Origin of the sequence: Pseudomonas sp. NPDC089396 (assembly GCF_044749545.1) — a bacterium.
Taxonomy (GTDB): Bacteria; Pseudomonadota; Gammaproteobacteria; order Pseudomonadales; family Pseudomonadaceae; genus Aquipseudomonas.
Genome location: NZ_JBIVIC010000004.1, coordinates 253404 through 279711 on the forward strand (window position 1 = coordinate 253404; position 26308 = coordinate 279711).

Here is a 26308-nt window from a genome sequence, read left to right on the forward strand (position 1 = left end):
CGGTCAGCGACGTGTGGCGGCCTCGATGAATTCGTTGGTATCGGCAGGGGGTGGAGAGGGGATGCGCGTGGGTGTGATCAACTTGGTGTACTCCTCGATGAGACGGTTGAGCGCCTCGGGCGGCTCGGTGGCGTGGAACTGCATGCGGATCTGAACTTCGTCGGGATCGCGCCCCTCGCCCTGGCGGCCGTACGCGCCGATGGTGACTTTGAAGCTTGCAGCGCTGGCGCTTTCACTCTCGGCCTGCAGCTGCTGGAGCGCTTGCGTACCGTTGACCCGCACCGAAAGGTCGACCTGCATGCGTTCCAGTGCCAGGCCCTTGGGCGATACCAGGGCGAACAAGGGCACGCGCATCATGTGCTGATCATCCATGGCCACTTCGACCATCCTGGCTTTCATGGGGGTACCGAGGGCTTGGCTGTCGCAATCGAAATACTGGTCGAACAGGTTGATGTATTGCTGGGCGATCAGGCTGTTGGCGGCGGCGGCCGCTTCTTGCAGGCCGCGGGTGATATCGCGCAGGTCGATGGCGGTCATAGGGACGGCTGGCTTTTCCAATCAAATGGCTCCTCGCTCAGGCGGCACCCCGCCGTCGCCAGCGGAGTGTAGAAGGGCAATTGAACGTATTTTTACGGCTGGTCAGGCGTAGGGCCTGGGTTGTCGTCACTTGACGGAGCAATTTTAAGGGTGTCGTCCGTCGAGATGGCATCCTGGTTTGCGAGGGTCGCGCTTTTCAATACGGTCGGTTTGACTGCGGCGTCGGTGAGGAAGTCGATAACGCGCATCATCGCTTCGGGTGGGTCCTGCCGGCGCACGGTGGTGTTGAAGGCGTAGCGGGCACGGGTGTCGGTCTTGCGGGTTTGCGTGGCTTTATGGCTGATGCTGCCTTTGATATCCAGCTTGAATGGTCCCCAACCCAGTGAAGCAGCAAGATCGCCACTTTTGCTGGACTCGCTGAAATCCTCGGCCATCTGGCTGATGGTCAGTTCGAACTCGACAGTGCCTTCTTCGATGGTGATGTTCGGGTGGGTGATGGCCGCTACCAGCGGCACCTTCATGCTTTTGCTGGCGATGCCCTGGTATGCGCCCTGCTCGTCGACGATGGTTTCGTCATAGTCGAACTGGAGGGCGACCGCTTTGCCGTCCTGTATGCAAACCTGCATGAGGAAGTCTGCATAGGACTTGCTGGCGGCCACTTGGGCCTGGACCATGGCTTGAAGTGGCCCGGCGATCATCCGATCCATGGGCAAGGCATTGATAACGGAGCCGATGAGACTGCTGTCTATGGACATTATTGGCTTCTCTTTGTAGGGGTTGTTTCAGAGTGACGGTCGATGGCACGGACGGGCGCTCAGCGAGCGCAAGGCTCCTGGCCTTGATTTTCAAGCGTTATTGAAAACGGGCTCGTCTAGTAGGGCGTCGCCAGAAGCGTTGATTCAGTGCTAGATTAATTTTTTATCAAGTACTTTGAATAGGAGGATTGTTTTCCAGGTCAGTTTGGTTTTGTTCCTCGGAGAAAAAGACGCTTAACAAAAAGGGGGTTGGCTCAAATGAGATTAATGGGGCCTAAAACATTTCGGGGAAGATTGCGAATAAGTTTGTACACAAAATCAAAGTGTCCTGCGCTTAGGCAACAGTAGAGCCATCACATTTGATCAAGCCCGCAGAGAACTAGGCATAGGAAGAGATGAGCTCTCAAAACTCGCAAGAGACCGAGGCAAGCGGGGAGCCACCGGAAGAGGTTGAGCGCCTAAGGCGGCTTGCGGAATCGCTATTCCAAGCTGATTCCGAGACCAGTTGCGGGTCGTGGCCTAGGCCCGCGGGAAAGATCTGCCGCCTCTCCACTAGGCCGCTGATCGGCAATTGCCCCTGCGAGCTTACGCTATACGGAACTGTGATTATGTACAGTATATGCCCCCTGTATACCCCCGATAGCTGTGGGTGAGCCTTCTATTTGACTGCCTGTATCGTTACAATTCGTGGGTTCCACCAGAACACCCCCCAATGCGTCGTCGGCAACAGCGACGACGCGAACCCTGGCGATGCTCCCTGCCCAGGGCTTTCACCCTCAACTGAGCCAAGGCTCAGTTGAAACCTTGATTGGCACTGCGGGCTTGAACTGCGGTGTATCTAGCCGACACGCGTGGTACCCCTGCGCTGTCTGCCTCCCGGCCGGCCAACGGAGCCGTGTCCAGAACCGGCAATCCTGCCCGGCACGATCAGAGTGGTCGCCGTCATCAGGCCCTTTCGTGGCTGGGCGTTTCATCAGCTGGACTGAGCTACCCCAAGGTGGTTCGAGTCAACGCTTTCAAATGCGCTTCCGATGGCGTCAGCACGCTTGGTCACCCAACCCACGCACTTGCGCTGGCGCCGGGCGAGCCTGCCTTGGGGGCTGCTGCCCAAACGCGCACATGCGCGCGTGCAATCGCATGAAACAACCAAATGGATGGAATTCGCTCCTACTGTGAGGCAGGCCTTATCAGGCGGAGTTGAATGAAGTACGCAACAGGAGAAAGCTCATGCCCTTCGTACCTCCCAAGGATCAACACTGCAACGGTGATGATCCGACCACCTCAGCGACTGCTGGCCCATGCGTGAAGTCGCCGCCAGCACTCGAGCGCAGCAAATTCGGCGGCACGGCACGCCGCCCTGGGCGGCCAGGCGACGCTGACGATTCTCCCGTATCTCGCAGTGACCTCAGCAAAGGTCACGACCAATTGGTCGTACATCAGGAGGCGCGCATCAACTGGCGCGTCCTGCTGATTTCGTCAATGGTGATCCTGGTGTTTTCCATTACCACGATCCTCATGCCCGATGCAGCACGCTCGGCCATGAAGCGGACCACCGACTGGATTGCGACGAACCTGGGTTGGTACTACGTGCTGACGATGACCCTGGTCATCGGCTTCGTGCTGTGGGTCGCGTTTTCCAAGGAAGGGGACGTGCGCATCGGCCCTGACCACTCGCGGCCGCAGTACAAGCTAGTGACCTGGGTCGCCATGCTGTTCGCCGCAGGGGTCGGCATAGACATGCTGTTCTATTCGGTCACCGGCCCGGTCGTGCAGTACTTGCACCCGCCCAGCGGCGAAGGCGGTACTGCCCAGGCCATGCAGGACGCGGTCATCTGGACCATGTTTCACTATGGCATCGCAGGGTGGGCGATGTATGCCCTGCTGGGTATGGCCATGGGTTACTTCGCCTATCGGTGGGACATGCCGCTGTCGATTCGCGCCGCGCTCTACCCGCTGTTTGGCAAACGCGTGCGCGGCCCCTTGGGCGATGGCATCAGCATCATTGCGCTGGTCGGCACCGTGTTTGGAGTCGCCACGTCGATGGGTATCGGTGTGGTACTGCTGAGTGTTGGTTTTTCGCTGATATTCGCCCTGGAACAGGGCCTCTCATTACAGATCGCATTGGTGTTGGGTGCTGTAGCGCTTACCATTGCGGCCACCACCTCCGGGGTTGACCGAGGCATCCGCTGGATCGCCGAGTTGAACCTTTGGAGCGCCGTGGCGATGATGCTGTACATCCTGATAACAGGGCAGACGGCGTTCTTGTTAAATGCACTGGTGTCGAACATCGGCCAGTTTCTCGTCACCTTTCCCGCGCGTACATTCCAGACCTTTGCCTACGAGCCCGACGGGGCCGGCTGGATGGCGGGGTGGACGTTGTTTTTCTGGGCCTTCTGGCTGGCCTGGGGGCCATTCGTCGGCGTGTTCCTGGCGCGAATCTCGCGAGGTCGCACCTTGCGTGAATTCGTCCTGGCGGCAGTCACTGCGCCGGTGCTGTGTGATTTCATCATTGTCTCGCTATTCGGCAACAGCGCACTTTTTCAGGTGCTTCAGGGCAACACCGAGTTTGCCACGCTGGCGATGGACAGCCCCGAGCGAGGTTGGTATGCACTGCTTCAGATGTTCCCGGGCTCAATGTTTCTGATTGGTCTGGCAACGCTGTCAGGCTTGCTGTTCTACCTCACCAGCGCCAACTCCGGGGCGATGGTGATGTCGAACTTTTCTGCAACGATTCCCGACCCTTCCCATGACGGCCCGAGCTGGCTGCGGATCTTCTGGGCCTTGCTCACGGCCATGCTCACTGTGGCGATGCTTGTCGCAGGCGGTGTCACGACCATGGAGTATGCAACGCTGATCTTCGCGCTACCGGTGACGATCATCGCTTATCTGGTGATGGCATCTTTCTACAAGGTATTGCGCATGGAACGTGCCGAACGTGAAGGGCGCGTGCTGCGCCGCCCCTCGATGGCGGCTAGCGGGGGGCATATCCCGGAGCGCTCCTGGAAGCAACGGCTCGAGCACCTGCGGGCGTACCCATCGCTGCGCCAGATTACCCAGTTCCTCAACCGAACAGTCGGGCCAGCGCTGGACGAGGTCGTCGCTGAATTTCGCCATCAGGGCTATGACGTCACCCGGGAAAGTCTGGTCAATACAAGCGGTATCGAAGAACCGTTGCTGCGGGTATCTATGGACAGATTCCGTGACTTCCATTACCACGTCGCCATTGTCGAGGCGCCTGTGCCCATGTTCAGTGGCCGCATGACGCGCGAGATCGATGTCTATTACCGTTTGGAGGTGTTCACCCAGACGGGGTCTGGTGGTTATGACTTGATGGGCCTGACCAAGCAGCAGGTCATAGACGATGTGCTCAATCGCTATGAGGCCCACTTGGCGTTCCTTGTATTCTCCAGCGAGAACGCCACCGCCTCAGTGTTGACACCCAGGCAGTCGTAATGCTGTCCGTGGCATTTTTGGCGTGCGCAGCGACCTGGCGCTGGTGAGGCATCCAGTGTTCTGGTTCAAGCGGACTTTGCCTGGCAGTTTGGCACAGCTGGCGCTGTGATTGATCCAGCGCCTGGCCAGGCCGGCGCTGATAAATGAGCTTTGAATAAGTGTCCGCTTCGGGTCGATTGCGGTCAGTCATGACCGTCTGCTTTCGACCCATAGCGGACATTACTTGGATATCAACCTACGGTTCGTTGGGCCCTAAACATCCTTCGATTATTTAGCCTGCTTTGCCGGCAGCGGTCCGATGAACATTACCTTTAGTCTCTCTCGTCCGATAACACGTGCCAACTCAGCAATGACGCAGTACATGAATATCAGGGTGACCAGTAGAATCTGTATGGCCCAGAAGCGAGGCCAGTTCATCGAGGACCACAGGAGGGCGTTTGCATCCATGAAGCCCGGGGACTCTTTCCAGTAGTCATAAAGTCGCTCCAAGTAGTGGATTACCAGGGCGACGAAGGCATACATCAAGGTTTTCCATCCGACATTCCACAGTAGTGGTTTATCGGGAAATCGATTAATAAACGGCAGCATGTCAGCCAGCAATACCGACTTGCCGAGGATTAGGGAGGCAATCAATACTGATCCGGTAACGGGGAGATCCACCCCAGTCCCCTTGATCATCAGTGAGCGAATCAAGGCTACGATATGCAGAATGACGAAGAAGAACAGGGTTGGAGGAAGCGCCTTCATGAACTCATGTTTTATTTTTAGCATCGCTGTTTTCATCAGGGAATCCTTCATAACGTGAAATGTTTCGTGTGTAAGCTATCAAGCCTTAGCGTCCCCTGTCGTAAACAGCGCGACAGGGGCACTACAGCCTATTTTCTTAACGACTGGTAGGAAGTGGCCATGTCCTTGGCCCAACCATCGAGCACAGCATGAGCGTCTTTGGCCTGCATCACCTGCGAGGAATTCTCCAGGTCGGTGCCGGCGCCCTTGCGAACCACTTCAGCGACCACTTCATTGGTCTGGCCGTCTATGAATGCCGCTTCGGTGGCCACACTGGTATCTTGGTCGCGGATCCCCGTAGCAGTGCTGATACCTGCCGCTACCAACACGATCGGGATCACTTCATACGGGCGCAGTCCCTTGGTTTTGGCACTCACCCCGGTGATCGCCGGTCGCACGGTCAGCACGCCAGGACCGGGACTGGTTGCCAAGGGCAGGTACTTGGAAAACTGAGTTTTCAAAGCTTGGTCGTAGTACTGCGTTAGACCTTGTAGCGTCTGCTGGGGGATCTTTTCAGTCGGCTGTGGTTTAGGGTACAGCTGGCTGGGCTCAATAAAGATGCTGCTGTAGCTATTGGCATTGACCCCACCGAATTTTCAGTGCCCTGCTTGACGTCCGATTGCGTCAAGGGAGCAATCAAGGTGTGAAAGGGGCAGGCCCGAACACGTCTGTGTGACTCAACGGCTCCTGAGCGCACCTTCAGAAGCCCTTGCCGGAGGGTGCGACACCCTCCACACGAATCAGGGCGAGGTCACTTCGACGGGCGGGAACTTGTATCCGCCGCCTTGCACTGCCTTGCTTGGGCCGTACAACCTCAAGACGATGTAGGCATCCTTTTCTGGAATTGGCAGGTAATTGGGGTTGCTCTCTTCACCCTTGGCGCTCAGCTCAATGGTGTATTCGCCATTCGCATCCGGCTTGAGCGTACGGTCACCGCGGCTGTGGCGGTTGATGGCGTTGTGGGCCATCAGGCGGTTGTCTGAGGCATAGACGGTGAAGGACCAGAACTGGCTGACCTCGGGCGCCTTGAAGTGCATGGTGTAGGACTTGCCATTGGCACCATTGATCGGCTTGCCGTCCGCAGCGGTCTCGGTGCGCAGGTAGATACTTTCATCCGGTGGCAGCCCCCATTGGCCGATGTAGGTGCCCTCGGCAAACAGGTCACGGGGCCCGTCACCCAACTGCTCGCGTGTGCCCAGCAGCTTGCCGGCATCGGTCATCTTCGGAGCGAGTTCCTTGATGTGCTTCATGCCCAGTTCTTCACCCTTCTTCGCGGCTGCCAACTGCTCCTTGGTGAAGTTTTCCTTGCAGGGTTCAACGCCGACTGACTTGTACTGGTCGAGCCATTTCTTGTCAGCCTGGCCCATGTTGCCGTCGCACAGCACGAAGTTCACCCGTTGCAGCCAATTGGTCTTGGCCGGGTCGGGGTACGTGCGCTGCTTGGCCTTTGGGCCGGGCTCGCCCAGGTAAGCCGATAGCGTACGGACGTTCCAGTCGTCCATGTAGGCAAGCGCCTTCTTCTGATCTTCAGGCCCGGTGGACATGATCCTGCCCATCAGCTTCACCAGGTTGGACTCGACACGGATCACTTCGGTGACGCTGTCAGGCACCGTGCCCTTCCACTGTGGTGAGGCGAACATGAAGTGGCCGCCCTTGGTGTCCCGCGTGCGGGAGCCGATCATGGACGTGGTGTAATGGCCCATGTCCATGGTGTGCAGGATCCAGTAACGACCTTTTTCCATGTCCGGAACGCTGACGATCACCGGTTCTGCGGCGATATCCAGCCAGCCCATCAAGTGCAGCGTGTCATTGTTGATGGTGGGGTGGTCGACGTACGTGTCATCGGCCAGGTGGCGGATGTTCTGGAAGCGATTTAGCGGCGTGTTGGTCTTGACTGCCGTCTCATAGAAGAACTTGTAGGCTTCGTCCATGGAGTATCCATAGATATAAGCGTCTTCCGCCAGCTTGTCGGGGATCTGCGCGAAGGCCGGCACGGCAAGCGAAAGCAGGGCTGCTCCAAGCACCATGGGTTTCATCAAGTCTCCTTGGGCCAGCGGGCCAGCCCCTGTCGTTTGGTTTTCGAAGGATGCAAGCAGTACTCAGGGGTTTACCCGTTCGAAGTCGGGCAACTTGAAGGTCTTGTTGTTGAACGCTTCGGTGGGACCGTAGAAGCGCATGGCAGGCAATGGACGCTTGCCGGAGGTGGGTATCCAGTTGGCTTCCTCACCTTGCGGGGCCGTCGGCCCGACATAGATCGTCACGCCGCCATCGGCATTCTTCTTCATTTTCTCGACATCGAACGACGACAGCGTGGTGCGGTTGCTGTCGCTGTAGATGAACGAGAAGGTGGCGCGGTCATATACCGTCAGCGCCCAGAACTGCTTGACCGGCATGTCCTTGGGCACATCGAGCTTGTAGAGCTGGCCGGCTTCCAGCGGTTTGCCGTCCTTGTCGGCCATCGCCATCTGGTACGACGTCGCCGGCGAGGCGCTGAGGACTTTAGGCATGTAGGTGCACCAGAAGTACTCCGCTGCCCGTTCGAGCAAGTCGATGCGATCTTCGTAGATGAACGTGAACGTGTGGTTGGCATCAGGCTGCAACAGCGAGACGTAGTGCCGATCCGGCCAGTACACGCGCTTGGACATCTCGGTGTCGAACCATTGCTGGAGAAAGAACCAGGCATCGATCGCGGCCTGGTGCATGGCCTTTTTGGCGGTTTCGTCCGGTGCGAAGGGTTTGCCTTTGACGATGCCCAGGGACGACAGCATGCCCATCATGACCTTGTCGTGTTCGCGCACTGGCTCCACGCTCATGATCGCGTGCATGTCTTCGAAGTGACGTTCGTCATAGAACGGCAGCGTCGGGTAGCGCTCATGGGCAGGGTCGATGAATTTTTGCTGCGGTGGCGACTTGGCTTCAGCCAGGTAGTACATGCGCAGGCGCTTGGCGTATTCGTAGGCGTCCTTGGCTGTCTTGCCAGCGGGCGGCACCGAGCGAAACGCCAGAGCGATACGGTAGTTGGGCGAGGCCACGTGGATATAGCCCTTGGGTACTTCACCTTGGTAATCAGGTGCAGTGAACAGGTACTTGCCGCCTTTGCCTTTGTCGAGCCCTGCCGGGCCTACATCGGCGATGGTGAGTTGCCAGGCATCGACCACCTGGCCATACAGGCTGCCGTCCGCAGAGGCTGCCGGGATTTCCAGCACCACAGGGCCTTTGCGCAGGTCCGTGTAGGCCGCGATGTAAGGCGTGGTGCTGTTGGCAGTAATGGCTTCAAGTTGTGGGGTAGCCGTTGCCGAATAGGCAATGATGTCATTGTCCTTGTAGCCAAGATCCTTTTCGGCAGCACGGCGGAAGGAGTAGATGGCAATCGCCGGCATGTTCCAGAGGATGGCTTCGAACGCACGCTGGTACTTGATCTGGTAGTCGAAGTCCTTGACCGAAGGGCTGGCCCCCGCTGGGGGTTGCCCGCCCATGGGTTCGGTAGCCGCCTGCGCGGTGACGACAGTACAAGCGGCAATCGCTGTGGCTAGCAGGCAGGGCTTCAGACAAGTAACCATCCGAGTCATCAACCCATCTATGACTTCCATGAACATCTCCTTGGGCCAGAAAGACTGTCGGTAGACGGCAGAGGTAACGAGGCGCTAGTCAGCCTGCTGTATGCAGCATGGCGATTTCAGAAAACTTGAAGCAGTGTAGATCAGGTTTACTGGGCAGCTTGATGAGCTGCCAACTTTCTGCACCTGATTCTCCAGGCCTTCAGCTATGGCACTGGCAATTTCAACGCGCGCTCGGCGGCAATTGATATTGCCATTTGCCTGCTCTCACCGTGCGAGCAGTCGACGTCTACACTGGCGCTGGGGCAATGCCTGCGAACTTCGAACCGCCTCTGAACAGGAAGAGCTTATGCAAGAAGTCCATTGCACATGCTGGATCTCGCTGGCCATCGCTGTTGGCGCCGGAAGTGCCCAGGCCGAAGACTCCGCAGAACTGGCCAAGGCTGCCCTCAATCCTGTGGCTGCCATGTACAGCCTGCCCATACAGTACAACTGGGATCAGAAGATCGGCTCCACCGGTGATGGTATGCACAGCGTCACCAACATCCAGCCAGTGCTGCCATTCACGCTGAATGAGGACTGGAATCTCATTTCACGCACCATCTTGCCTGTCATCGACCAGCACGGCCTGGCACCCAACGGCGCAGCGGACAAATCAGGCGCAGGGGACGTTACGCAAAGTTTTTTCTTCTCACCCAGCAAACCCACCGAGCGTGGATGGATCCTCGGTGCAGGTCCAGCCTTGCTGATTCCAACCGCCAGTGACGAATTGCTCGGTAACGAACAGTGGGGTTTGGGCCCGACGGCCGTAGCACTCAAACAGTCAAATGGTTGGACCCGAGGGGTGCTCGCCAACCATATCTGGGGCTTGGATGGCAGTCCACCGGATGGCAAGGAAAAGGTCAATCAGACATTCCTGCAACCCTTCCTGTCGTACACCACCAAGACACTCACCACTTATGGCATCAACACGGAATCGACCTATGACTGGCAATCACGCGAATGGTCGATCCCCATCAATTTGACCGTCACCCAACTGCTCAAAATAAATGGCCAACCCCTGACCATCCAAGCGGGCCCAAGGTACTGGCTGGACAGATCAGGCGATGGCCCCCAAGGCTGGGGATTCCGTGCAGCAGTGACGTTGCTGTTCCCTCGCTGATAGGCTTCCATTCAATCGATGCATATCAGCCCTTCGTGAGGAATGTGAAGCCCTAGGCTCTGTACGAAATCCCGAGAAACCCAATCGGCGCCCTTCGGAAGCTGGAATTCTGTAGGGTTTCCGGCCATCTACGGAAAGGAATTCTGTGATGGCAAAGCGTTACGAACTCTCGGATGAGGCCTGGACTGTGGTCGCCGATCTCTTCACTGAAACCCATGGTCGGGGGCGGCCCCGCATGAGCGACCGCCTGATGCTCGATGGCGTGTTCTGGGTACTCTGCTCGGGCGCTGCGTGGCGAGATATGCCGGAACGCTTCGGCCCATGGTCAACGGTGTATCAACGGTTCCGAGGTTGGCGAAACCACGGCACATTCGATCAGATGCTCAAACGCTTGCACCTGAGATTGAATGAGCAAGGCCTGATCGATTTGCAAACCTGGATGATCGACTCAACTGCTGTACGCGCAACCCGAGCCACTTCTGGCGCCGGGAAAAAAGGGGGCCTGACGAGCCTGCCGATCACGCTCTAGGCCGCAGTCGCGGTGGACTGACCACCAAGATCCACATGCTCTGCGACGCTAATGGGACACCGCTGCGTTTTCTCCTCTCTGGTGGTCAAGCCAGTGTCATTAGCTACGCCCAGCCACTGCTGGACGACGTCAGCATTCCATCAAGGCAACGAGGTCGTCCGCGCAAGCGCTGCAAATGGCTTCAGTAATGGTGGGATTGACCTCTTTGCATTGGACGTTAGGACGAATTTGCAGTCTGCTACCACGCTGATTGCACCATAAAGCAAAGAATTCTTTGTCTTAGAACCGATTTCACTGAATAAGACAAAGAATTCTTTGCTTTATCGAAGTGGGCAAGTTTTAGTGAGCGTCAACAAAGCCGGTCTTTGTCCGGCAAGGCGATTCACACATTCGTGAAGCTCTATTGGATCCATTTCAAATCTGGATGAAAAAATTTCAAATCAATTTGGCAACCTAGGCCTGGCGACGGATATTGCCGATTTGACGCAGGCTCAGGCCGTACTTGTCGGCCAGCAGGCTGCGTGACAAGCCATCGGCACTTTCTTTCTGAATTTGCAGGTTGCGTAGCTGGCGCAGGAAATGATCTGGCTTGGGGATTTCCAGGGCCACCCCGGCAAAACGTTTGATCAGCGCGTCCAGCGCATCGCCTGGCAACAGCTCGGCAAGCTTGCTGCGCTCTCGGTGCTTGGGAATGTACTTGGGCCTGCCGCCATAGGCGCAGGTCAGCTGATAAGCATTTTCGATACCAATGCATTCGATCAGTGCCTGCAGCGAATGCGGCAGTTGGCTGGTGTCAATGGCGGAGAGATCTGGCAATTCCATGTGAGGCTTCCTCGCGGTGGATGGGGCGCGATTGCTTCGAAGATCCGTAATGGCGGGTCGGTGGCAGCCAGCGGTGAAGTGTCGTTGGCGTGGATTGATTCTCAGTGACCGGTGAAGGCTGTCGCTAGGCGCCAAGTGGTCAGACAGTTGTAGCCTTGGTGGGCGGGTGTTGAAGGCAGCAAGTTCTCCGCGTGTAGGACATCTCTTCAACGATGCTCTGGAAGCCTTGAACTCACGTGAGGTGACCTTTCCTGCAGCCAGATGGGTGTCTGAACCTCCAGTTAGTCGCACGGGTAACTGCTCAGCAGGCGTGCGCTACCGAGGTAGGCCTGCGGATGGTCGACCATGCCTTGCGGCAGCGTGCGCCAGTCGACCTCCAGACAAAGGGCATTGAGCGTGTGTTGATCGAGCATGCCGATGACCTGGCCAGGGAATTGACGTCGATAGCGCGCAATGCTGTTGCCCAGGGCTTTGACCTGATCGGCCTGGGCCAAGGTCTGCTCGGCCAGCGCCGGCAGCCGAAGCTGCTCGAGGGTGAAGTGCGGCTGCTGCGCCTGCGCTTGCAGGTAGCCAGCCGCACGGGTTCGCTGCCACAGCTGCTGCCATTGGCTGGTGCCAGCGCTGGCTGCCAGTTGGTTACCCAGCTGGAGCAGTTGCTCGGGCGTAACCTGTTCGGTGTCGAGGGCGTGGGTGGGCAGGGCAGGGAGCAGCAGTAGAGTGAACAGGGCCTGTTTGAGCATGATGGCTCCAGCATGGGTTCGGGAAAACCAATGCTTTCAGCTCGACCACGCCACGCTAAGCAGGAAATGCAGCGCCGGTGGGCAAGGGCGTTGTATCATTGCGGCCGCTCGTTGCGAGCCATTTTGACTCTGATGTTGCAAGGACCTTTCAATGACACACGTGCAGCGCCTCAAATATTCACTCCTGATCATCCTGGTGGTGCTGGGCCTCATGCTGGGCCTATCCCATCTGCAGAAAGAGGGCACGATCAGTGAACAGACCTTCCAGATGCTGGCCATCGCCATTGCCGTGGTCGTGGTCGTGATCAACGGGATTATGCGGCGCAAGGTCAAGCTTTGACCTGTGCCGGCCGGCAAGCGCTGGCCGGCCATGGCCTCAGCGCGTGCAGGGCTGCTCCAGCATGGCGCGCGCCTGAGGGTCCAGGCTGTAGCACTTGTCGCTGCCAAGGCTTATCACGCCTTCTGCGCAAAGGCGTTTGAGTACCTCGCGCACGCTCAGGAACGACAGCGGGATGTCCAAAAGCTCCAGCTGTGCGTGCACCCCACGCACGCCAATGCTGCGGCCCGAGCGGCCGGCATTGTGCAGGGCATCGATGACCTTCAGGCGGATCAGGCTGGTACGCAGGCCATAGGCACGCAGCAATTCGCGAATCTGCTCGTTGCCGACGCGCTCCTCCCCGCAGGCCTCCTTGCCTTGGGTCGCCTTGGCCGGTGCACGCTCGGTGAGCATCGAGGGTTGCGGGTTGTACATGTGAATGCTCCTTTTCATGGACTGTCCCGAAATGTGGGTGCCTCACTTACTAGGACGAATGAGATCGGCAAATCTGCAGCCTTTGCGAAAAAAAAGATGCATGACCGATGTCCATAAAGACGAACGTCCTGCCCCCTGCGCGTAAAATTTTCATCCAGCCATTCGTCTGATCGGAAATGACCCCCTGAATCCGAGGAATGCCCGTGTTGTCAATTTCGCGTCCCTTGACCTGTGCAGGCCTGGCGGCTGCCTTGGTCATCTCCAGTTTTGCCGTGCAGGCGCGGGAAACCAGCGCCGATGCCAGCGCACAGATCCGTCGCACCAGTTTCGGGGTGCCGCATATCCTGGCCAAGGATGAGCGCGGCCTGGGTTACGGCATCGGCTATGCCTATGCCCAGGACAACCTCTGCCTGTTGGCCAACGAGGTGTTGACGGTAAATGGTGAGCGTTCGCGCTATTTCGGTGCCCAGGGCAAAACCTTCGAGCAGCGTGACAACCTTGCCAGCGACCTGTTCTTCATCTGGCTCAATACACCCACAGCCGTGAACGGTTTTCTGGAAGCCCAGCCCGCGCAGGTACGTGACCTGCTCGAGGGCTATGCCAGCGGCTACAACCGTGCCCTGGCCGAGCGTCGTAGCCAGGGGTTACCTGTTGAATGCGGGACGGGCGAATGGCTGCGGCCGATCACCAGTCTGGACCTGGTGAAGCTGACCCGTCGTTTACTGTCCGAGGGCGGTGTCGGCCAGTTCGCCGAGGCCTTGGCAGCCGCGCAGCCACCGCAGCTGGCCAGCCAGCAGGTAGCGCCTGGTTTCGGTGCAGCGCTGGCCCAACAGCAGCGCTTTGCCTCGGAGCGGGGCAGCAACGCCGTTGCAGTAGGCGCCCAACGTTCGGCCAATGGCCGGGGACTGCTGCTGGCCAACCCGCACTTCCCGTGGATGGGCGGGATGCGCTTCTACCAGATGCAGCTGACTATCCCCGGCCAGCTGGATGTGATGGGGGCTGCATTGCCCGGCTTGCCGATGATCAACATCGGTTTCAATCGGCACCTGGCCTGGACCCACACCGTCGACACCTCCAAGCATTTCACCCTCTACCGTCTGCAACTGGATCCGAAGGATCCGACCCGTTACCTGCTCGATGGCCAGTCCTTGCCACTGACCCAGCAGGCCGTCAGTGTCACCGTAAAGGCCGCTGACGGTACCTTGAGCCAGGTGCAGCGCCAGGTCTACAGTTCGAAATTCGGCCCGGTGGTGCAGTGGCCCGGGCGCCTGGACTGGGATACCCAGGCCGCCTACAGCTTGCGCGACGCCAACCTGGACAACACCCGCGTGCTGCAGCAGTGGTACCGCATCAATCGGGCAGACGGCCTCGATGCCTTGAAGGGCTCGATCGAGCAGTTGCAAGGCATTCCGTGGGTCAACACCCTGGCTGTGGACGCGGGTGGCCGGGCGCTGTACCTGAACCAGTCGGTGGTGCCGTATGTCGATCAGCAACTGTTGAGCCAATGCAGCAACCCTGGCGCGCCAGGGCCCTTGGTGGTGCTGGACGGGTCGCGCAGCGCTTGCCAGTGGAAGGTCGATGCACAAGCCGCGCAGCCGGGGATCTTCCCTGCACACTTGCTGCCGCAGCTGGAGCGCAGTGACTTCGTGCAGAACTCCAACGACCCCGCCTGGATGGCCAACCCGGCCCAGCCGTTGACCGGTTATTCCCCATTGATCAGCCGCAACGACCAGCCACTGGGCATGCGCGGGCGCTTCGCCCTGCAGCGCCTGCAGGGTAACGCCAGGATTGGTGTCGATGACCTGCAGCGGATGGTGCTCGATGACGAAGTCTACGTGGCAAGCCTGGTGCTGCCGGACCTGCTGCAGTGGTGCAAAGGCGCCGAGGCGGATGTGCAAGCGGTGTGCGCAAGCCTTGCCACCTGGAATGGCAAGGCTGACCTGAACAGCGGCATCGGCCTGGTGCATTTCAGCAACATCGTCGAGGCGCTGGCCAAGCAACCGCAAAGCTGGCGGGTCGCCTTCGACCCGGCAGACCCGCAGCACACGCCACGTGGCCTGGCGGTGGAACAGGCAGCCGTCGCCAAGCTGCTCCACGAAGCAGCACTGGCTTCGCTGCAGCAGGTGGCGAAATCCGGTGTGGAGCAGGGCAGCCAGTGGGGGCAGATCCAGCAGGCGGCCGATGGCACGCCGGTGCCGGGCGGTCCGCAGGGGTTGGGGGTGTACAACGCGATCTTCAGCGTGCCGCATGGGCCGGGCAAGCGTCTGGTGGTGAGTGGCACCAGCTACCTGCAGCTGGTCAGCTTCACCGATGAGGGGCCACAGGCGCGTGGTTTGCTGGCGTTCTCGCAGTCCAGCGAAGCGGGTTCGGCACATGCAAGCGACCAGACCCAGGCGTTCTCCGCCAAGCAGCTGGCGCCGATACCGTTCACTGAAGCGCAGATTAAAGCTGATCCTGAGTACCGGCAGTATGTGATCAGTGAGCGGGACAAGGGTGCGGTGGCGAGCCAGCCTTAAGCTATGTACCTGGCCTAATCGCTGGCTTGCCAGCGATTAGGCCAGGTACGGCAAAACCACCACCTTCAGGAAAACTCGAACGGCTCCAGCTGAAAGCCCTGGGCATCCACCTGCAGGGTCCAGCCCCGGCGGTCCCAGTCCCCCAGCACGATGCGCCGTGCCGGCTCACCGTCGACCACCAGCTTGTGTATCGCCGGGCGGTGGGTGTGGCCATGCACCAGCGTGCGCACACCGTGCGCCGCCATCACCTTGGGAACTTCCTCGGGTGTGACGTCGACGATTTCGTTGGCTTTCATCTGCACCTGCGCGCGGCTTTCGCTGCGCAGCTTGCGCGCCAGCTTGTGCCGCGTGGACAGTGGCAGATGGCGCAGGATCCACAGGGTCAGTGGGTTGCGCAAATAACGGCGCATCTTCATGTAGCCGACATCGCGGGTACACAGGGTGTCGCCATGCATCAGCAGCACTTGCTCGCCGCCCAGCGCGACCACGCTGGGGTCGGCAAGCAGGGTGCAGCCCGCCGCCTCGCAGAAATCCTGGCCAATCAGGAAATCACGGTTGCCGTGCATCAGGTAGATCGCCGTGCCGCTGTCGCTCAGCCGGCGCAGGGCCTGGCAGATCGACTGCTGAAAGGGCGTCATGGCGTCGTCGCCGATCCAGGCCTCAAAAAAGTCGCCAAGGATGTACAGCGCCTTGGCATGGCGTGCGCGGCCGTCGAGCAGATCAAGAAACGCCCGGGTGATGTCCGGGCGTTCTTCTTGCAGGTGCAGATCGGAGATCAGCAGTATCACTCAATGATCTCGGCTTTCTCGATGATCACGTCGTCTTTCGGTACGTCCTGGTGGCCAGCTTTGGAACCGGTGGCGACCTTCTCGATAGCGTCGACGATTTCACGGCCTTCGGTCACTTCGCCGAACACCGCGTAGCCCCAGCCCTGCACGTTCTTGCCGCTGTGGTTGAGGAAGTCGTTGTCGGAGGCGTTGATGAAGAACTGCGCCGAGGCAGAGTGCGGCTCCATGGTACGGGCCATGGCGATGCTGTACTTGGTGTTCTTCAGGCCGTTGTCGGCTTCGTTCTGGATGCTGGCGCGGGTTTTCTTCTGGCTCATGCCTGGCTCGAAGCCGCCGCCCTGGATCATGAAGCCCTTGATCACACGGTGGAAGACGGTGTTGTCGAAGTGGCCTTCTTTAACGTATTGAACGAAGTTCGCAACAGTTAGCGGAGCTTTTTCGGCGTTCAGTTGCAGGACGATATCGCCGTGGTTGGTGCTCAGTTTGACTTTGGACATGCTGAAATTCGCTCTTTCAAGGCAATCGGAATTAGGGGCGCAGTGCGCGGGTTTATCACCTGACGCAAGATCGGGCGAGCGCGACACATGGGGCGCGTAGGCCATTTTGCACGGGTTGCAATAAAACGCACCAGTTTGTCGGTGCTTGGCTGTCAGCAGCTTGGCTGCTTCGGCTATGATAGGCCCTTTGATTCAATCGGCCTACCCAGGCCGGACACGTGCATTCAAGGATCCTATGAGCAAGCCCACTGCCGACAACGCGCCCAACGCCGCTGCCAAAGGCGCCCCCGCTGTCCCTGCGAACTTCCTGCGGCCGATCATCCAGGCCGACCTGGACTCGGGCAAGCACAGCAGCATCGTCACCCGCTTCCCGCCGGAGCCCAACGGCTACCTGCACATCGGCCACGCCAAGTCGATCTGCGTCAACTTCGGCCTGGCCAAGGAATTTGGCGGCGTCTGCCACCTGCGCTTCGACGACACCAACCCGGCCAAGGAAGACCAGGAATACATCGACGCCATCCAGAGCGACGTCAAATGGCTGGGCTTCGAGTGGGCCGGCGACGTGCGTTATGCCTCGGACTACTTCGACCAGTTGCACGACTGGGCCGTCGAACTGATCAAGCGTGGCAAGGCCTATGTCTGCGACCTGACCCCTGATCAAGCCAAGCAATACCGTGGCAGCCTGACCGAACCCGGCAAGAACAGCCCGTTCCGCGAGCGCAGCGTCGAGGAAAACCTCGACCTGTTCGCGCGCATGAAGGCCGGCGAATTCAAGGACGGCGAGCGCGTGCTGCGCGCGAAGATCGACATGGCTTCGCCGAACATGAACCTGCGCGACCCGATCCTTTACCGCATTCGCCATGCCCACCACCACCAGACCGGTGACAAGTGGTGCATCTACCCGAACTACGACTTCACCCACGGTCAGTCCGATGCCATCGAAGGCATCACCCACTCGATCTGCACCCTCGAGTTCGAAGGCCACCGTCCGCTGTACGACTGGTTCCTCGACAACTTGCCAGTGCCGGCGCACCCGCGCCAGTACGAGTTCAGCCGCCTGAACCTGAACTACACCATCACCTCCAAGCGCAAGCTCAAGCAGCTGGTCGACGAAAAGCACGTCAGCGCCTGGGACGACCCGCGCATGTCGACCCTGTCGGGCTTCCGTCGCCGCGGCTACACCCCGGCCTCGATCCGCAACTTCTGCGAAATGATCGGCACCAACCGTTCCGACGGCGTGGTCGACATGTCGATGCTCGAGTTCAGCATCCGTGACGACCTCGACCGCGCCGCGCCACGCGCCATGTGCGTGCTGCGCCCGCTGAAGGTGGTCATCACCAACTACGAGGAAGGCAAGGTCGAGCAGCTCGAACTGCCACGCCACCCGAAGGAAGACATGGGCGTGCGCGTGCTGCCGTTCGCGCGCGAGCTGTACATCGACCGCGACGACTTCATGGAAGAGCCGCCGAAGGGCTACAAGCGCCTGGAACCGGCCGGTGAAGTGCGCCTGCGCGGCAGCTACGTGATCCGCGCCGACGAGGCGATCAAGGATGAAGCCGGCAACATCGTTGAGCTGCGCTGCTCCTACGACCCGGACACCCTGGGCAAGAACCCCGAAGGCCGCAAGGTCAAGGGCGTGATCCACTGGGTGCCGGCCGAGGGCAGCGTCGAGTGCGAAGTGCGCCTGTACGACCGCCTGTTCCGCTCGCCGAACCCGGAAAAGGCCGAGGAAGGCGGCAGCTTCCTGGACAACATCAACCCGGATTCGCTGCAAGTGCTGACCGGCTGCCGCGCCGAGCCGTCGCTGGGCCAGGCCCAGCCTGAAGACCGCTTCCAGTTCGAGCGCGAAGGGTACTTCTGCGCAGACCTCAAGGACAGCCAGCCGGGCCGCCCGGTGTTCAACCGCACCGTCACCCTGCGTGACTCCTGGGGCAGCTGAGGAACCGCCGTGCTTAACATCTACAACACGCTGAGCAAGACCAAGGAAGCCTTCAAGCCGCTCGATGGCAACAAGGTGCGCATGTACGTGTGCGGCATGACCGTGTACGACTACTGCCACCTTGGCCACGGCCGCAGCATGGTCGCCTTCGACCTGGTCACCCGCTGGCTGCGCAAGAGCGGCTATGAGCTGACCTACGTGCGTAACATCACCGACATCGACGACAAGATCATCAACCGGGCCAACGAGAACGGCGAATCGTTCGATGCGCTGACTGCCCGCATGATCGACGCGATGCACGAAGACGAGCGCCGCCTGAACATCCTCAAGCCGGACCAGGAGCCGCGTGCCACCGACCATATCGCCGGCATGCACGCGATGATCCAGACCCTGATCGACAAGGGCTATGCCTACGCGCCGGGCAATGGCGACGTGTACTACCGGGTCGGCAAGTTCGTCGGCTACGGCAAGCTGTCGCGCAAGAAGATCGAAGACCTGCGCATCGGTGCCCGCATCGAAGTGGACGAGGCCAAGCAGGACCCGCTCGACTTCGTCCTGTGGAAAGGCGTCAAGCCGGGCGAGCCCTACTGGGATTCGCCTTGGGGCCCGGGCCGTCCGGGCTGGCACATCGAGTGCTCGGTGATGTCCACCTGCTGCCTGGGCGAAAGCTTCGACATCCACGGTGGCGGCAGCGACCTGGAGTTCCCGCACCATGAGAACGAGATCGCCCAGAGCGAGGCCGCTACGGGCAAGCAGTACGCCAACGCCTGGATGCACTGCGGCATGATCCGTATCAATGGCGAGAAGATGTCCAAGTCGTTGAACAACTTCTTCACCATCCGTGACGTGCTCGAGAAGTACCACCCGGAGGTGGTGCGCTACCTGCTGGTGGCCAGCCACTACCGCAGTGCCATCAACTACTCCGAAGACAGCCTGCGCGACGCCAAGGGTGCCCTGGAGCGCTTCTACCACGCCCTGCGTGGCCTGCCGCGTGTTCCGGCCAAGGGCGGTGAGGAATTCGTCGAGCGCTTCAGCGTGGCGATGAACGATGACTTCGGTACTCCGGAAGCCTGCGCCGTGCTGTTCGACCTGGTGCGCGAGATCAACCGCCTGCGTGACAGCGACCTTGACGCCGCTGCTGGCCTGGCAGGTCGCCTGCGTGAGCTGGGTGATGTGCTGGGCGTGCTACAGCTCGAGGCCGATGACTTCCTGCGTGCAGGCGCGGAAGGCAAAGTCGATGCCACCGAGGTGGAAGCCTTGATTCAGGCGCGCCTGCAGGCGCGTGCGGACAAGAACTGGGCGGAATCCGACCGTATCCGCGACCAACTGACCGCCATGGGCGTGGTGCTGGAAGACGGCAAGGGCGGCACGACCTGGCGTCTGGCTGACTAAACGATGTAGGCACAATCGCCGGCAAGCCGGCTCCCACAGGTACAGCGCAGTACTTGTGGGAGCCGGCTTGCCGGCGATTGGGCTGCGTAGCAGCCCCAGCTTCTACCTGGCCACCCCGGCCAACGGGCAGTGCAACACCAGCTTCGCCCCACCCAACTCGCTGTCGCCCACCTCCAGCCTGAACCCATGCAGGTCGACGATCGCCGCGACGATCGACAACCCCAGCCCGAACCCTGGGTGACGATGGCCTTCCTCGCTGCGATAGAACCGCTTCAACACGGCGGTACGTTCTTCTTCGGGAATCCCCGGCCCGCTGTCCTCGATGGCAATGTGCACGCCCAGCTCGTCCTGGGTCGCGTGGATGGCCACCTGGCCCCCTTCAGGGGTGAACTTGATACCGTTGCCCACCAGATTGGCCAATGCCTCGAACAGCAACTCGCGGTCACCGTGCAGGGCTGGCAATCGTTCCGGTTGCTGCAGCTGCAAGCGAATGCCGCCGTCCTCGGCCAGAGGCAGGTAGAAGTCATGCAGCTCCACCAGCAACCCATGCGGATCCAGCTCGACGAAGCCCGCACGGCGTTGGCGGTCCTCCAGCTCACTGATGCGCAACAGGCCGCGAAACCGTGCCATCAGGGTGTCGGTTTCGCCGATGGCCTGGTCCAGCGCCTCGGCTTGGGCTGAATCCGCATCGCTCTGCTGGCGGATGCGATACAGCTGGGCACGCAGGCGGGTGAGGGGGGTGCGCAAGTCATGGGCGATGTTGTCGCATACCCCTTTGACCTCATGCATCAGCCGCTCGATACGGTCGAGCATGGCATTGACGATGGCTGCCAGCATGTCCAGCTCGTCGCGCCGTGCCGACAGCGGCAGGCGGTGGGTGAGGTCGCCGGCGACGATCAGCTCGGCCTGGGCCTGGATCGCACGAATACGCTTGAGTGGCCGGCGGCGCAGCAGGTACCAGCCGGCAAAGCCAGGGATCAGGGTAAGGGATATACCCCAGAGCAGCGCGTGCAGGATGATGCGGGTGACCACGAACAGCGAGCCATTGTCGCGGAACAGCACCAGCCAGCGGCCGTCCTGCACCTTGATCGCCACCGCGTCGCAGCTGTCGCGTGGCATGTGCGGGTCATCGGCGTCCAGGCAGCGCTTGAGTTCGTGCACCTTGCCGTCCAGGCCAAGACCCGTTGGAATGGCGCGGATGCGCCCGCCAACCGGGTTGAGCTGGGCGTCGAACAGGCCATAGGCATCGAACGCCCGTTCCTCGAAGGCCTGGCTGGCGATCAGGGCGTCGTCCAGTTGCTTGCCGCTCATGTGGGCGAACAAGTGCTGGCGCTGCAGCATGGAGTGGCGGGTGAGTTTGTTCAGGTAGCTGGAAACCTCGAAGTACAGCACCCCCATGAGGATGCTGCTCCAGGCCACGAAGAGGAAGCTGTACAACGCCAGCAAACGGCTGGTCGAGGAGCTCCAGCCCTTAGACGGGTTCAGCAATGGCATAGCCCGAGCCCCGTACCGTACGGATCAGCGGCGACTGCCCGGGGGAATCGATCTTCTTGCGCAAGCGGCCGATGTGCACGTCGATCAGGTTGGTGCCAGGGTCGAAGTGATAACCCCAGACTTCCTCGAAGATCATCATCCGCGTAATCACCTGGCCACTGTGGCGCATCAGGTACTCCAGCAGTTTGTATTCGGTGGGCAGCAGGTTGAGGGTCGCCTCGCCGCGGCGGGCCTCGTGGCTGATCAGGTCCAGTTGCAGGTCAGCGACCTGCAGGCGGGTCTGGGTCATGGGCACGCTGTTGCGCCGCAACAGCACTTCCACCCGGGCGGCCATCTCGTCGGAGGCGAACGGCTTGGTCAGGTAGTCATCACCGCCAGCGCGCAGGCCACGCACACGTTCGTCGACGTCGGACAGGGCGCTGATCATCAGGATCGGCGTGGCGATCTTGAGGTTGCGCAGGGTGGTGACGATCGTCAGGCCATCGACCTCGGGCAGCATGCGGTCGAGGGTGATCAGGTCGTAACCGCCGGCGATGGCCTTGGACAGGCCTTCGCGGCCGTTGTCGGCCCAATCCACTTCCAGACCGTGGCTGGTCAGTTCGGCGACGATTTCCTGGCCGGTGACGGCGTCGTCTTCGATGGTCAGTACGCGTGGCATGCTCGTTCCTGGGCGTCTAGAGGAGACTTGATTGTGCCAAAGAATAGCCAAACGGCGATTTAAGAAAAATTCATCTTCTGAAATGGCCTCATCGCCGGCAAGCCGGCTCCCACGCCTTCACTGTGGGAGCCGGCTTGCCGGCGATGAGGCCGGTCCATGCAGCCAAAAAAAACGGGGCATGCCAGCGACTGGCATACCCCGTGGTTCAGCCTGTTACGAAGGCTCAGGCGACCTTGACGATCCAGCCGGCTGGCGCTTCGACGTCACCGCTCTGGATGCCGGTCAGCTCGTTGTAGAGCTTCTGGGTGACCGGACCGACTTTTTCCAGGTCGTGGAACACGTGCAGCTTGCCGTTGTATTCGATGCCGCCAATCGGGGTAATCACCGCAGCGGTGCCGCAGGCACCGGCTTCGATGAAGCGGTCGAGCTTGTTGATCTCGACATCGCCTTCGATCACGGTCAGGCCCAGGCGCGAGGACGCCAGTTCCATCAGCGACAGGCGGGTGATGCCGGGCAGTACCGAGGCCGATTTCGGGGTAACGAACTCGTTGTTGGCAGTGATGCCGAAGAAGTTGGCCGAACCGACTTCCTCGATCTTGGTGTGGGTCAGCGGGTCGAGGTAGATGGCGTCGGCGAAGTGCGCCTTCTTGGCTTCAGCGCCTGGCTGCAGGCTGGCCGCGTAGTTGCCACCGACCTTGGCCGCGCCGGTGCCCTGCGGGGCTGCGCGGTCGAAGCTGGAAATCTGGAAGTTGTGCGGCTTCATGCCGCCTTTGAAGTACGAGCCAACCGGGATGGCGAATACCGAGAAGATGAACTCGGGGGCGGTACGCACGCCAATGTTGTCACCGGTGCCGATCACGAACGGGCGCAGGTACAGGGCCCCTTTGCCGTGCGGCGGAACGAAGCGCTCGTTGGCCAGGACCACTTGCTTGCAGGCCTCGATGAACACATCGGTCGGCACGTGCGGCATCAGCAGGCGTGCGCAGCTGCGCTGCATGCGGGCGGCATTCTGGTCTGGGCGGAACAGGTTGATCGAGCCGTCTTTGCAACGGTAGGCCTTCAGGCCTTCGAAGCACTGCTGGCCATAGTGCAGGGCAGTGGAGCCTTCACTGATATGCAGCACATTGTCTTCGGTCAGGGTGCCTTTGTCCCACTCACCATTGCGCCACACGGACAGGTAGCGCTTGTCGGTCTTGATGTAGTCGAAACCCAGCTTGTCCCAGTTAATGCTCTCGTTACTCATGACACCCTCGATTGTATTGCAGATGCCCGATCGCTCGGGCTGCTGTTATATGCGCACCACGCCACCATAATACATCCGTCGCGGATCGGGAACGGCCAGTCACGAATTGGCGGTTATCTCGGTCACCGTGTAGCCAAAGGCAGGTGCAGGTAGGCGTCCAGCTCAAGCTGCTGGAGAAACACCGAATCATGGGAAACCACCATCATCGCCCCCTGAAACAGGCGCAGCATGGCCTCCAGCGCTTCCAGCGACGGCAGGTCAAGGTGGTTGCCGGGCTCGTCGAGCAAAAGCAGGTCCACGGCGCGTTCGCGGTAAAGCACGGCAGCCAGCGCTGCCTTCAGACGCTCGCCGCCGCTGAGCAGGCTGCTGGGCAGGTCGATTCGCGCGGCATCGAGCCCCAATTGCGCTAACCGGGTGCGCAGGATGCCAGGTTGCAGTGTCGGATTGGCCTCGCGCACGTGATCGAGAACGCTCTGCTGCCCGGGTAATGCGCTGCAGTGCTGATCCAGCAAGGCTACTTCACCGCTTACTCGAACACTGCCGGCCTGGACGGGTAGTGCCTCGCACACCACCTGAAGGAGCGTGGATTTGCCGCTGCCGTTGGCACCGACCAGCCCAAGCCGCTGGCCCAGGCACAGGTGCAGGTCGATGGGGCTGGCGCTGCCACGTGGCAGTACAAGGCCTTGCAGTACCAGCACTTCACGGCCGGCGTGCCGTTGCGGAATCGGTGCATGGAGCGTGATCGCGTCGTCTCGTTCAACCTGGCGCGCTGCGGCCTGCACCTGCATCTGGTGTGCCTGGAGGGCGTCGCGATGGTCTCGGCGCTGCTTTCCTGCGGTGGCCTGGCTGCGTTCCTGCTGGCGGTCGATGAGTATCTTCGCCTGATTGGCGTGCTTGGCATGGTGGCTGGCGCGCGCCTGGTGTCGTTCGAGGCGCTCGCGCTGCTGCTGCAGCTCGCGGGTCACGCGTTGACGCTCATGCTTGGCGCGGGCCAGTTGTTGCTGGGCCTGATCGCGCTGTTCGGCCTTGTGCTGGGCATAGAAGCTGTAATTGCCCCCGAATGGCTGGAGGCCAAGGCTGGAAAGCTCGACGATGCGCGACAGGCGGTCGAGCAAGCGGCGGTCATGACTGATGACCAGCAAACCCTTGTCCCAGGTCTCGATCATTGCCATCAGCTGATCGCGGCCCTCGCTATCCAGGTGGTTGCTGGGCTCGTCGAGGATCAGGTAATCGGCATCGCTGAGCCAGGCGCCCAGCAGGGCGATGCGCATGGCCTGGCCGCCACTGAGGTGGGTAGCGGGGTGATCGTGGTCGAGGTGGCCCAGGCCGTGACGCTGCAAAAGCACGTGCAGTCTGTCGCGGATATCCCAGCGTTCGCCCACGGTGTCGAAATCAAGCGGGTCGAAGCTGCCTTGCTCGATACGCTGCAGCGCGGTGATCACTGTGCCGACCTGCGCCAGTTCGGCCACGCAGGTGCTGTGTCGGATCACCTGCTGGTCCAGGTGATGAACCCGGCCATGGCGCAGACAACGGCCGCTGCTGGGTGAGCGCTGGCCGGCGAGGATCTGCCCGAGCAAGCTCTTGCCCACGCCATTGCGCCCGACCAGGCCGGTACGGCGCAGGTCGAAGGACTCGTTCAGGTTGGTAAACAGTGGCCTGCCATCAGGCAAGACCAGGGAGACGCTGTCCAGCGTCAGGATCGACGTATTCGTCATGCACAACTCCACTCATGCCGCGACATCTCCGGAGCGAACCGAAGGCTGAAGACTGGCCGTCGAAGGGACGGCGGCATCAATGGCGCATTGGACGAACACCTCGTGAAGTGGGATGCAACAGGCTAGCGGACAGGCGAGGGCAGGTAAAGCACCGCTCGCCGATTGCCCTCAGCGCCCCTGCAAGCGCTTGTTCCAATCGCCCGCATGGCTGCGTGCACAGGCTTCTTCACTGTCGAAACGCACGTGCCAGGCGGGGTGATCCAGCTGAATGCCGGCCTCGTCGAGCGCCTGGGACGTCAGCATGAGCATGCGCGCTTTTGCCTCCCCAGCCAGCGCTGCGGCCTTGTCGGCCTCGCGCTCGAAGACCCAGGTGATGCGCAGGCTGGCCGGGAACTGGTCAGGGTCCAGGCGATGGGTCAGCCAGGTAAAGCCCACGATGTGCGCCTTGGCCGTTTCGCAGGCATCGGTCAGGCAGGCGACCAGTTCACGCTCAAGGCGCGCCAGTTCGCGCTTGCTCATGGGTTTCACTGGGCGGCCTCGTCGTCGATCTGCTGGCAGAAGCGCAGCAGGTTGCCGAACGGGTCGTGGATCTGCATCTGCAGGCCCCAGTCGACAGGCTCAGCATGTGGGCGGGAATAGCCATATTGCTTGTCTTGCAGCTCGCGCTCCAGTGCGCGGAGGTCTTCGGTCCGGGCAAATACGGTCGAGCCTGGGCAGGCATCACCGTGGTGTTCGCTCAAGTGCAGGATCAGCCCGTCGCGGTGGATTTGCGCATAGAGCGGCAGGTCCGGGCTGAAGCGGTGCTCCCAGTCCAGGGTGAAGCCGAGGAAATCGAGGTAGAACTCCTTGGCCTTGTCGACCGAAAAGATGCGCAGCACGGGAATGGCGGGTGCGAGGGACATGGCGGTTCCTTGGCCGTGGGTAAACCGCGACTGTAGCGCAGCACCCGATTGGGGCCAAGCGGCGCGCCCGCA

General features: G+C 60.6%; 22 protein-coding genes and 2 pseudogenes. 7 read left to right on the forward strand and 17 right to left on the reverse strand.

Annotated elements, in window-relative coordinates; translation table 11 throughout:
- Nucleotides 1-3: 3 nt before the first annotated feature.
- Nucleotides 4-558, reverse strand: a complete 555-nt coding sequence (locus tag ACIPZB_RS09375) for a DUF2589 domain-containing protein (protein ID WP_400639967.1) — start codon at nt 556-558, stop codon at nt 4-6.
- 71 nt (nt 559-629) lie between these two features.
- Nucleotides 630-1292 (reverse strand): DUF2589 domain-containing protein, encoded by a 663-nt coding sequence (locus tag ACIPZB_RS09380; protein ID WP_400639968.1) that lies wholly within the window; start codon nt 1290-1292, stop codon nt 630-632.
- Nucleotides 1293-2519: 1227 nt separating this feature from the next.
- Between ACIPZB_RS09380 and betT the strand changes: the two genes are divergently transcribed.
- The gene (gene betT / locus ACIPZB_RS09385; protein ID WP_400639969.1) at nt 2520-4745 is read left to right on the forward strand and encodes a choline BCCT transporter BetT; all 2226 of its coding nucleotides are present in this window, start codon (nt 2520-2522) and stop codon (nt 4743-4745) included.
- 267 nt (nt 4746-5012) lie between these two features.
- Here the strand turns inward: betT and ACIPZB_RS09390 are convergent, their stop codons facing one another.
- From ACIPZB_RS09390 to ACIPZB_RS09405, 4 genes and pseudogenes are all read right to left on the reverse strand, one after another.
- Entirely contained in the window at nt 5013-5528 is a 516-nt protein-coding gene (locus tag ACIPZB_RS09390; protein WP_400639970.1) for a hypothetical protein, read from the reverse strand.
- A gap of 92 nt (nt 5529-5620) precedes the next feature.
- Nucleotides 5621-6115, reverse strand: a pseudogene (locus tag ACIPZB_RS09395) (DUF3313 domain-containing protein); the annotation flags it as partial.
- 156 nt (nt 6116-6271) lie between these two features.
- Nucleotides 6272-7567, reverse strand: coding sequence for a DUF1254 domain-containing protein (locus ACIPZB_RS09400; RefSeq protein WP_400639971.1), 1296 nt, complete (start codon nt 7565-7567; stop codon nt 6272-6274).
- 63 nt (nt 7568-7630) lie between these two features.
- Nucleotides 7631-9121 carry a DUF1254 domain-containing protein gene (locus ACIPZB_RS09405; RefSeq protein ID WP_400639972.1) on the reverse strand — a complete coding sequence of 497 codons (1491 nt, stop codon included), beginning with the start codon at nt 9119-9121 and terminating at the stop codon, nt 7631-7633.
- Between the two features lie 316 nt (nt 9122-9437).
- Here ACIPZB_RS09405 and ACIPZB_RS09410 point away from each other — a divergent pair, with 316 nt between their 5' ends.
- Nucleotides 9438-10250 carry a transporter gene (locus tag ACIPZB_RS09410; RefSeq protein ID WP_400639973.1) on the forward strand — a complete coding sequence of 271 codons (813 nt, stop codon included), beginning with the start codon at nt 9438-9440 and terminating at the stop codon, nt 10248-10250.
- 148 nt (nt 10251-10398) lie between these two features.
- Nucleotides 10399-10961 (forward strand): annotated as a pseudogene (locus ACIPZB_RS09415) (IS5 family transposase); the annotation flags it as partial.
- A gap of 271 nt (nt 10962-11232) precedes the next feature.
- Here ACIPZB_RS09415 and ACIPZB_RS09420 read toward each other — a convergent pair.
- Together ACIPZB_RS09420 and ACIPZB_RS09425 are read right to left on the reverse strand one after the other, a co-directional pair.
- Nucleotides 11233-11601: a transcriptional regulator gene (locus tag ACIPZB_RS09420; protein ID WP_400639974.1), complete on the reverse strand. Its 369-nt coding sequence runs from the start codon at nt 11599-11601 to the stop codon at nt 11233-11235.
- Between the two features lie 281 nt (nt 11602-11882).
- Complete coding sequence (locus ACIPZB_RS09425) at nt 11883-12341, reverse strand: hypothetical protein (protein ID WP_400639975.1); 459 nt, start codon at nt 12339-12341, stop codon at nt 11883-11885.
- Nucleotides 12342-12492: 151 nt separating this feature from the next.
- On the opposite strand from ACIPZB_RS09425, the gene ACIPZB_RS09430 reads away from it, so the two are divergent.
- Nucleotides 12493-12681 (forward strand): hypothetical protein, encoded by a 189-nt coding sequence (locus ACIPZB_RS09430; protein ID WP_400639976.1) that lies wholly within the window; start codon nt 12493-12495, stop codon nt 12679-12681.
- Between the two features lie 36 nt (nt 12682-12717).
- Here the strand turns inward: ACIPZB_RS09430 and ACIPZB_RS09435 are convergent, their stop codons facing one another.
- Nucleotides 12718-13092 carry a hypothetical protein gene (locus ACIPZB_RS09435; protein ID WP_008093687.1) on the reverse strand — a complete coding sequence of 125 codons (375 nt, stop codon included), beginning with the start codon at nt 13090-13092 and terminating at the stop codon, nt 12718-12720.
- A gap of 197 nt (nt 13093-13289) precedes the next feature.
- On the opposite strand from ACIPZB_RS09435, the gene ACIPZB_RS09440 reads away from it, so the two are divergent.
- Nucleotides 13290-15608 (forward strand): acylase, encoded by a 2319-nt coding sequence (locus ACIPZB_RS09440; protein WP_400639977.1) that lies wholly within the window; start codon nt 13290-13292, stop codon nt 15606-15608.
- Between the two features lie 65 nt (nt 15609-15673).
- Here the strand turns inward: ACIPZB_RS09440 and ACIPZB_RS09445 are convergent, their stop codons facing one another.
- Nucleotides 15674-16396 (reverse strand): UDP-2,3-diacylglucosamine diphosphatase, encoded by a 723-nt coding sequence (locus ACIPZB_RS09445; RefSeq protein ID WP_400639978.1) that lies wholly within the window; start codon nt 16394-16396, stop codon nt 15674-15676.
- Nucleotides 16393-16893 (reverse strand): peptidylprolyl isomerase, encoded by a 501-nt coding sequence (locus ACIPZB_RS09450; RefSeq protein WP_008093692.1) that lies wholly within the window; start codon nt 16891-16893, stop codon nt 16393-16395. The genes ACIPZB_RS09445 and ACIPZB_RS09450 overlap by 4 nt, the downstream gene beginning before the upstream one ends.
- A 235-nt stretch (nt 16894-17128) precedes the next feature.
- Between ACIPZB_RS09450 and ACIPZB_RS09455 the strand changes: the two genes are divergently transcribed.
- Both ACIPZB_RS09455 and cysS read left to right on the forward strand, forming a co-directional pair.
- On the forward strand, nt 17129-18832 hold the full coding sequence (locus ACIPZB_RS09455; RefSeq protein WP_400639979.1) for a glutamine--tRNA ligase/YqeY domain fusion protein: 1704 nt from the start codon (nt 17129-17131) through the stop codon (nt 18830-18832).
- 9 nt (nt 18833-18841) lie between these two features.
- Nucleotides 18842-20224 carry a cysteine--tRNA ligase gene (cysS, locus tag ACIPZB_RS09460; protein WP_400639980.1) on the forward strand — a complete coding sequence of 461 codons (1383 nt, stop codon included), beginning with the start codon at nt 18842-18844 and terminating at the stop codon, nt 20222-20224.
- 102 nt (nt 20225-20326) lie between these two features.
- On the opposite strand, the gene ACIPZB_RS09465 is transcribed toward cysS, so the two are convergent.
- The 6 genes from ACIPZB_RS09465 to ACIPZB_RS09490 form a co-directional block, all read right to left on the reverse strand.
- A complete protein-coding gene (locus tag ACIPZB_RS09465) occupies nt 20327-21718 on the reverse strand; it encodes a sensor histidine kinase (RefSeq protein WP_400639981.1) in 1392 nt (463 codons plus the stop codon).
- Complete coding sequence (locus tag ACIPZB_RS09470; protein WP_008093740.1) at nt 21696-22376, reverse strand: response regulator transcription factor; 681 nt, start codon at nt 22374-22376, stop codon at nt 21696-21698. Before ACIPZB_RS09470 ends, ACIPZB_RS09465 begins: the two co-directional genes overlap by 23 nt.
- Before the next feature lie 223 nt (nt 22377-22599).
- Nucleotides 22600-23619 (reverse strand): branched-chain amino acid aminotransferase, encoded by a 1020-nt coding sequence (locus ACIPZB_RS09475; protein ID WP_400639982.1) that lies wholly within the window; start codon nt 23617-23619, stop codon nt 22600-22602.
- 122 nt (nt 23620-23741) lie between these two features.
- Nucleotides 23742-25334, reverse strand: coding sequence for an ABC-F family ATP-binding cassette domain-containing protein (locus ACIPZB_RS09480; RefSeq protein ID WP_400639983.1), 1593 nt, complete (start codon nt 25332-25334; stop codon nt 23742-23744).
- Between the two features lie 168 nt (nt 25335-25502).
- The gene (locus tag ACIPZB_RS09485; RefSeq protein ID WP_400639984.1) at nt 25503-25862 is read right to left on the reverse strand and encodes a hypothetical protein; all 360 of its coding nucleotides are present in this window, start codon (nt 25860-25862) and stop codon (nt 25503-25505) included.
- Entirely contained in the window at nt 25859-26236 is a 378-nt protein-coding gene (locus ACIPZB_RS09490) for a glyoxalase superfamily protein (protein ID WP_400639985.1), read from the reverse strand. Before ACIPZB_RS09490 ends, ACIPZB_RS09485 begins: the two co-directional genes overlap by 4 nt.
- Nucleotides 26237-26308 lie beyond the last annotated feature (72 nt).

What these genes read in the sequence shown, in the direction of transcription:
- ACIPZB_RS09490 (WP_400639985.1), bottom strand. Translation starts at nt 26,236, where the DNA reads ATGTCCCTCGCACCCGCCATTCCCGTGCTGCGCATCTTTTCGGTCGAC.
- ACIPZB_RS09480 (WP_400639983.1), bottom strand. Translation starts at nt 25,334, where the DNA reads ATGACGAATACGTCGATCCTGACGCTGGACAGCGTCTCCCTGGTCTTG.
- ACIPZB_RS09455 (WP_400639979.1), top strand. Translation starts at nt 17,129, where the DNA reads ATGAGCAAGCCCACTGCCGACAACGCGCCCAACGCCGCTGCCAAAGGC.
- ACIPZB_RS09465 (WP_400639981.1), bottom strand. Translation starts at nt 21,718, where the DNA reads ATGCCATTGCTGAACCCGTCTAAGGGCTGGAGCTCCTCGACCAGCCGT.
- ACIPZB_RS09410 (WP_400639973.1), top strand. Translation starts at nt 9,438, where the DNA reads ATGCAAGAAGTCCATTGCACATGCTGGATCTCGCTGGCCATCGCTGTT.
- betT (WP_400639969.1), top strand. Translation starts at nt 2,520, where the DNA reads ATGCCCTTCGTACCTCCCAAGGATCAACACTGCAACGGTGATGATCCG.
- ACIPZB_RS09475 (WP_400639982.1), bottom strand. Translation starts at nt 23,619, where the DNA reads ATGAGTAACGAGAGCATTAACTGGGACAAGCTGGGTTTCGACTACATC.
- ACIPZB_RS09405 (WP_400639972.1), bottom strand. Translation starts at nt 9,121, where the DNA reads ATGGAAGTCATAGATGGGTTGATGACTCGGATGGTTACTTGTCTGAAG.
- ACIPZB_RS09390 (WP_400639970.1), bottom strand. Translation starts at nt 5,528, where the DNA reads ATGAAAACAGCGATGCTAAAAATAAAACATGAGTTCATGAAGGCGCTT.
- ACIPZB_RS09435 (WP_008093687.1), bottom strand. Translation starts at nt 13,092, where the DNA reads ATGTACAACCCGCAACCCTCGATGCTCACCGAGCGTGCACCGGCCAAG.
- ACIPZB_RS09470 (WP_008093740.1), bottom strand. Translation starts at nt 22,376, where the DNA reads ATGCCACGCGTACTGACCATCGAAGACGACGCCGTCACCGGCCAGGAA.
- ACIPZB_RS09400 (WP_400639971.1), bottom strand. Translation starts at nt 7,567, where the DNA reads ATGAAACCCATGGTGCTTGGAGCAGCCCTGCTTTCGCTTGCCGTGCCG.
- ACIPZB_RS09430 (WP_400639976.1), top strand. Translation starts at nt 12,493, where the DNA reads ATGACACACGTGCAGCGCCTCAAATATTCACTCCTGATCATCCTGGTG.
- ACIPZB_RS09425 (WP_400639975.1), bottom strand. Translation starts at nt 12,341, where the DNA reads ATGCTCAAACAGGCCCTGTTCACTCTACTGCTGCTCCCTGCCCTGCCC.
- ACIPZB_RS09440 (WP_400639977.1), top strand. Translation starts at nt 13,290, where the DNA reads ATGCCCGTGTTGTCAATTTCGCGTCCCTTGACCTGTGCAGGCCTGGCG.
- ACIPZB_RS09450 (WP_008093692.1), bottom strand. Translation starts at nt 16,893, where the DNA reads ATGTCCAAAGTCAAACTGAGCACCAACCACGGCGATATCGTCCTGCAA.
- ACIPZB_RS09420 (WP_400639974.1), bottom strand. Translation starts at nt 11,601, where the DNA reads ATGGAATTGCCAGATCTCTCCGCCATTGACACCAGCCAACTGCCGCAT.
- ACIPZB_RS09380 (WP_400639968.1), bottom strand. Translation starts at nt 1,292, where the DNA reads ATGTCCATAGACAGCAGTCTCATCGGCTCCGTTATCAATGCCTTGCCC.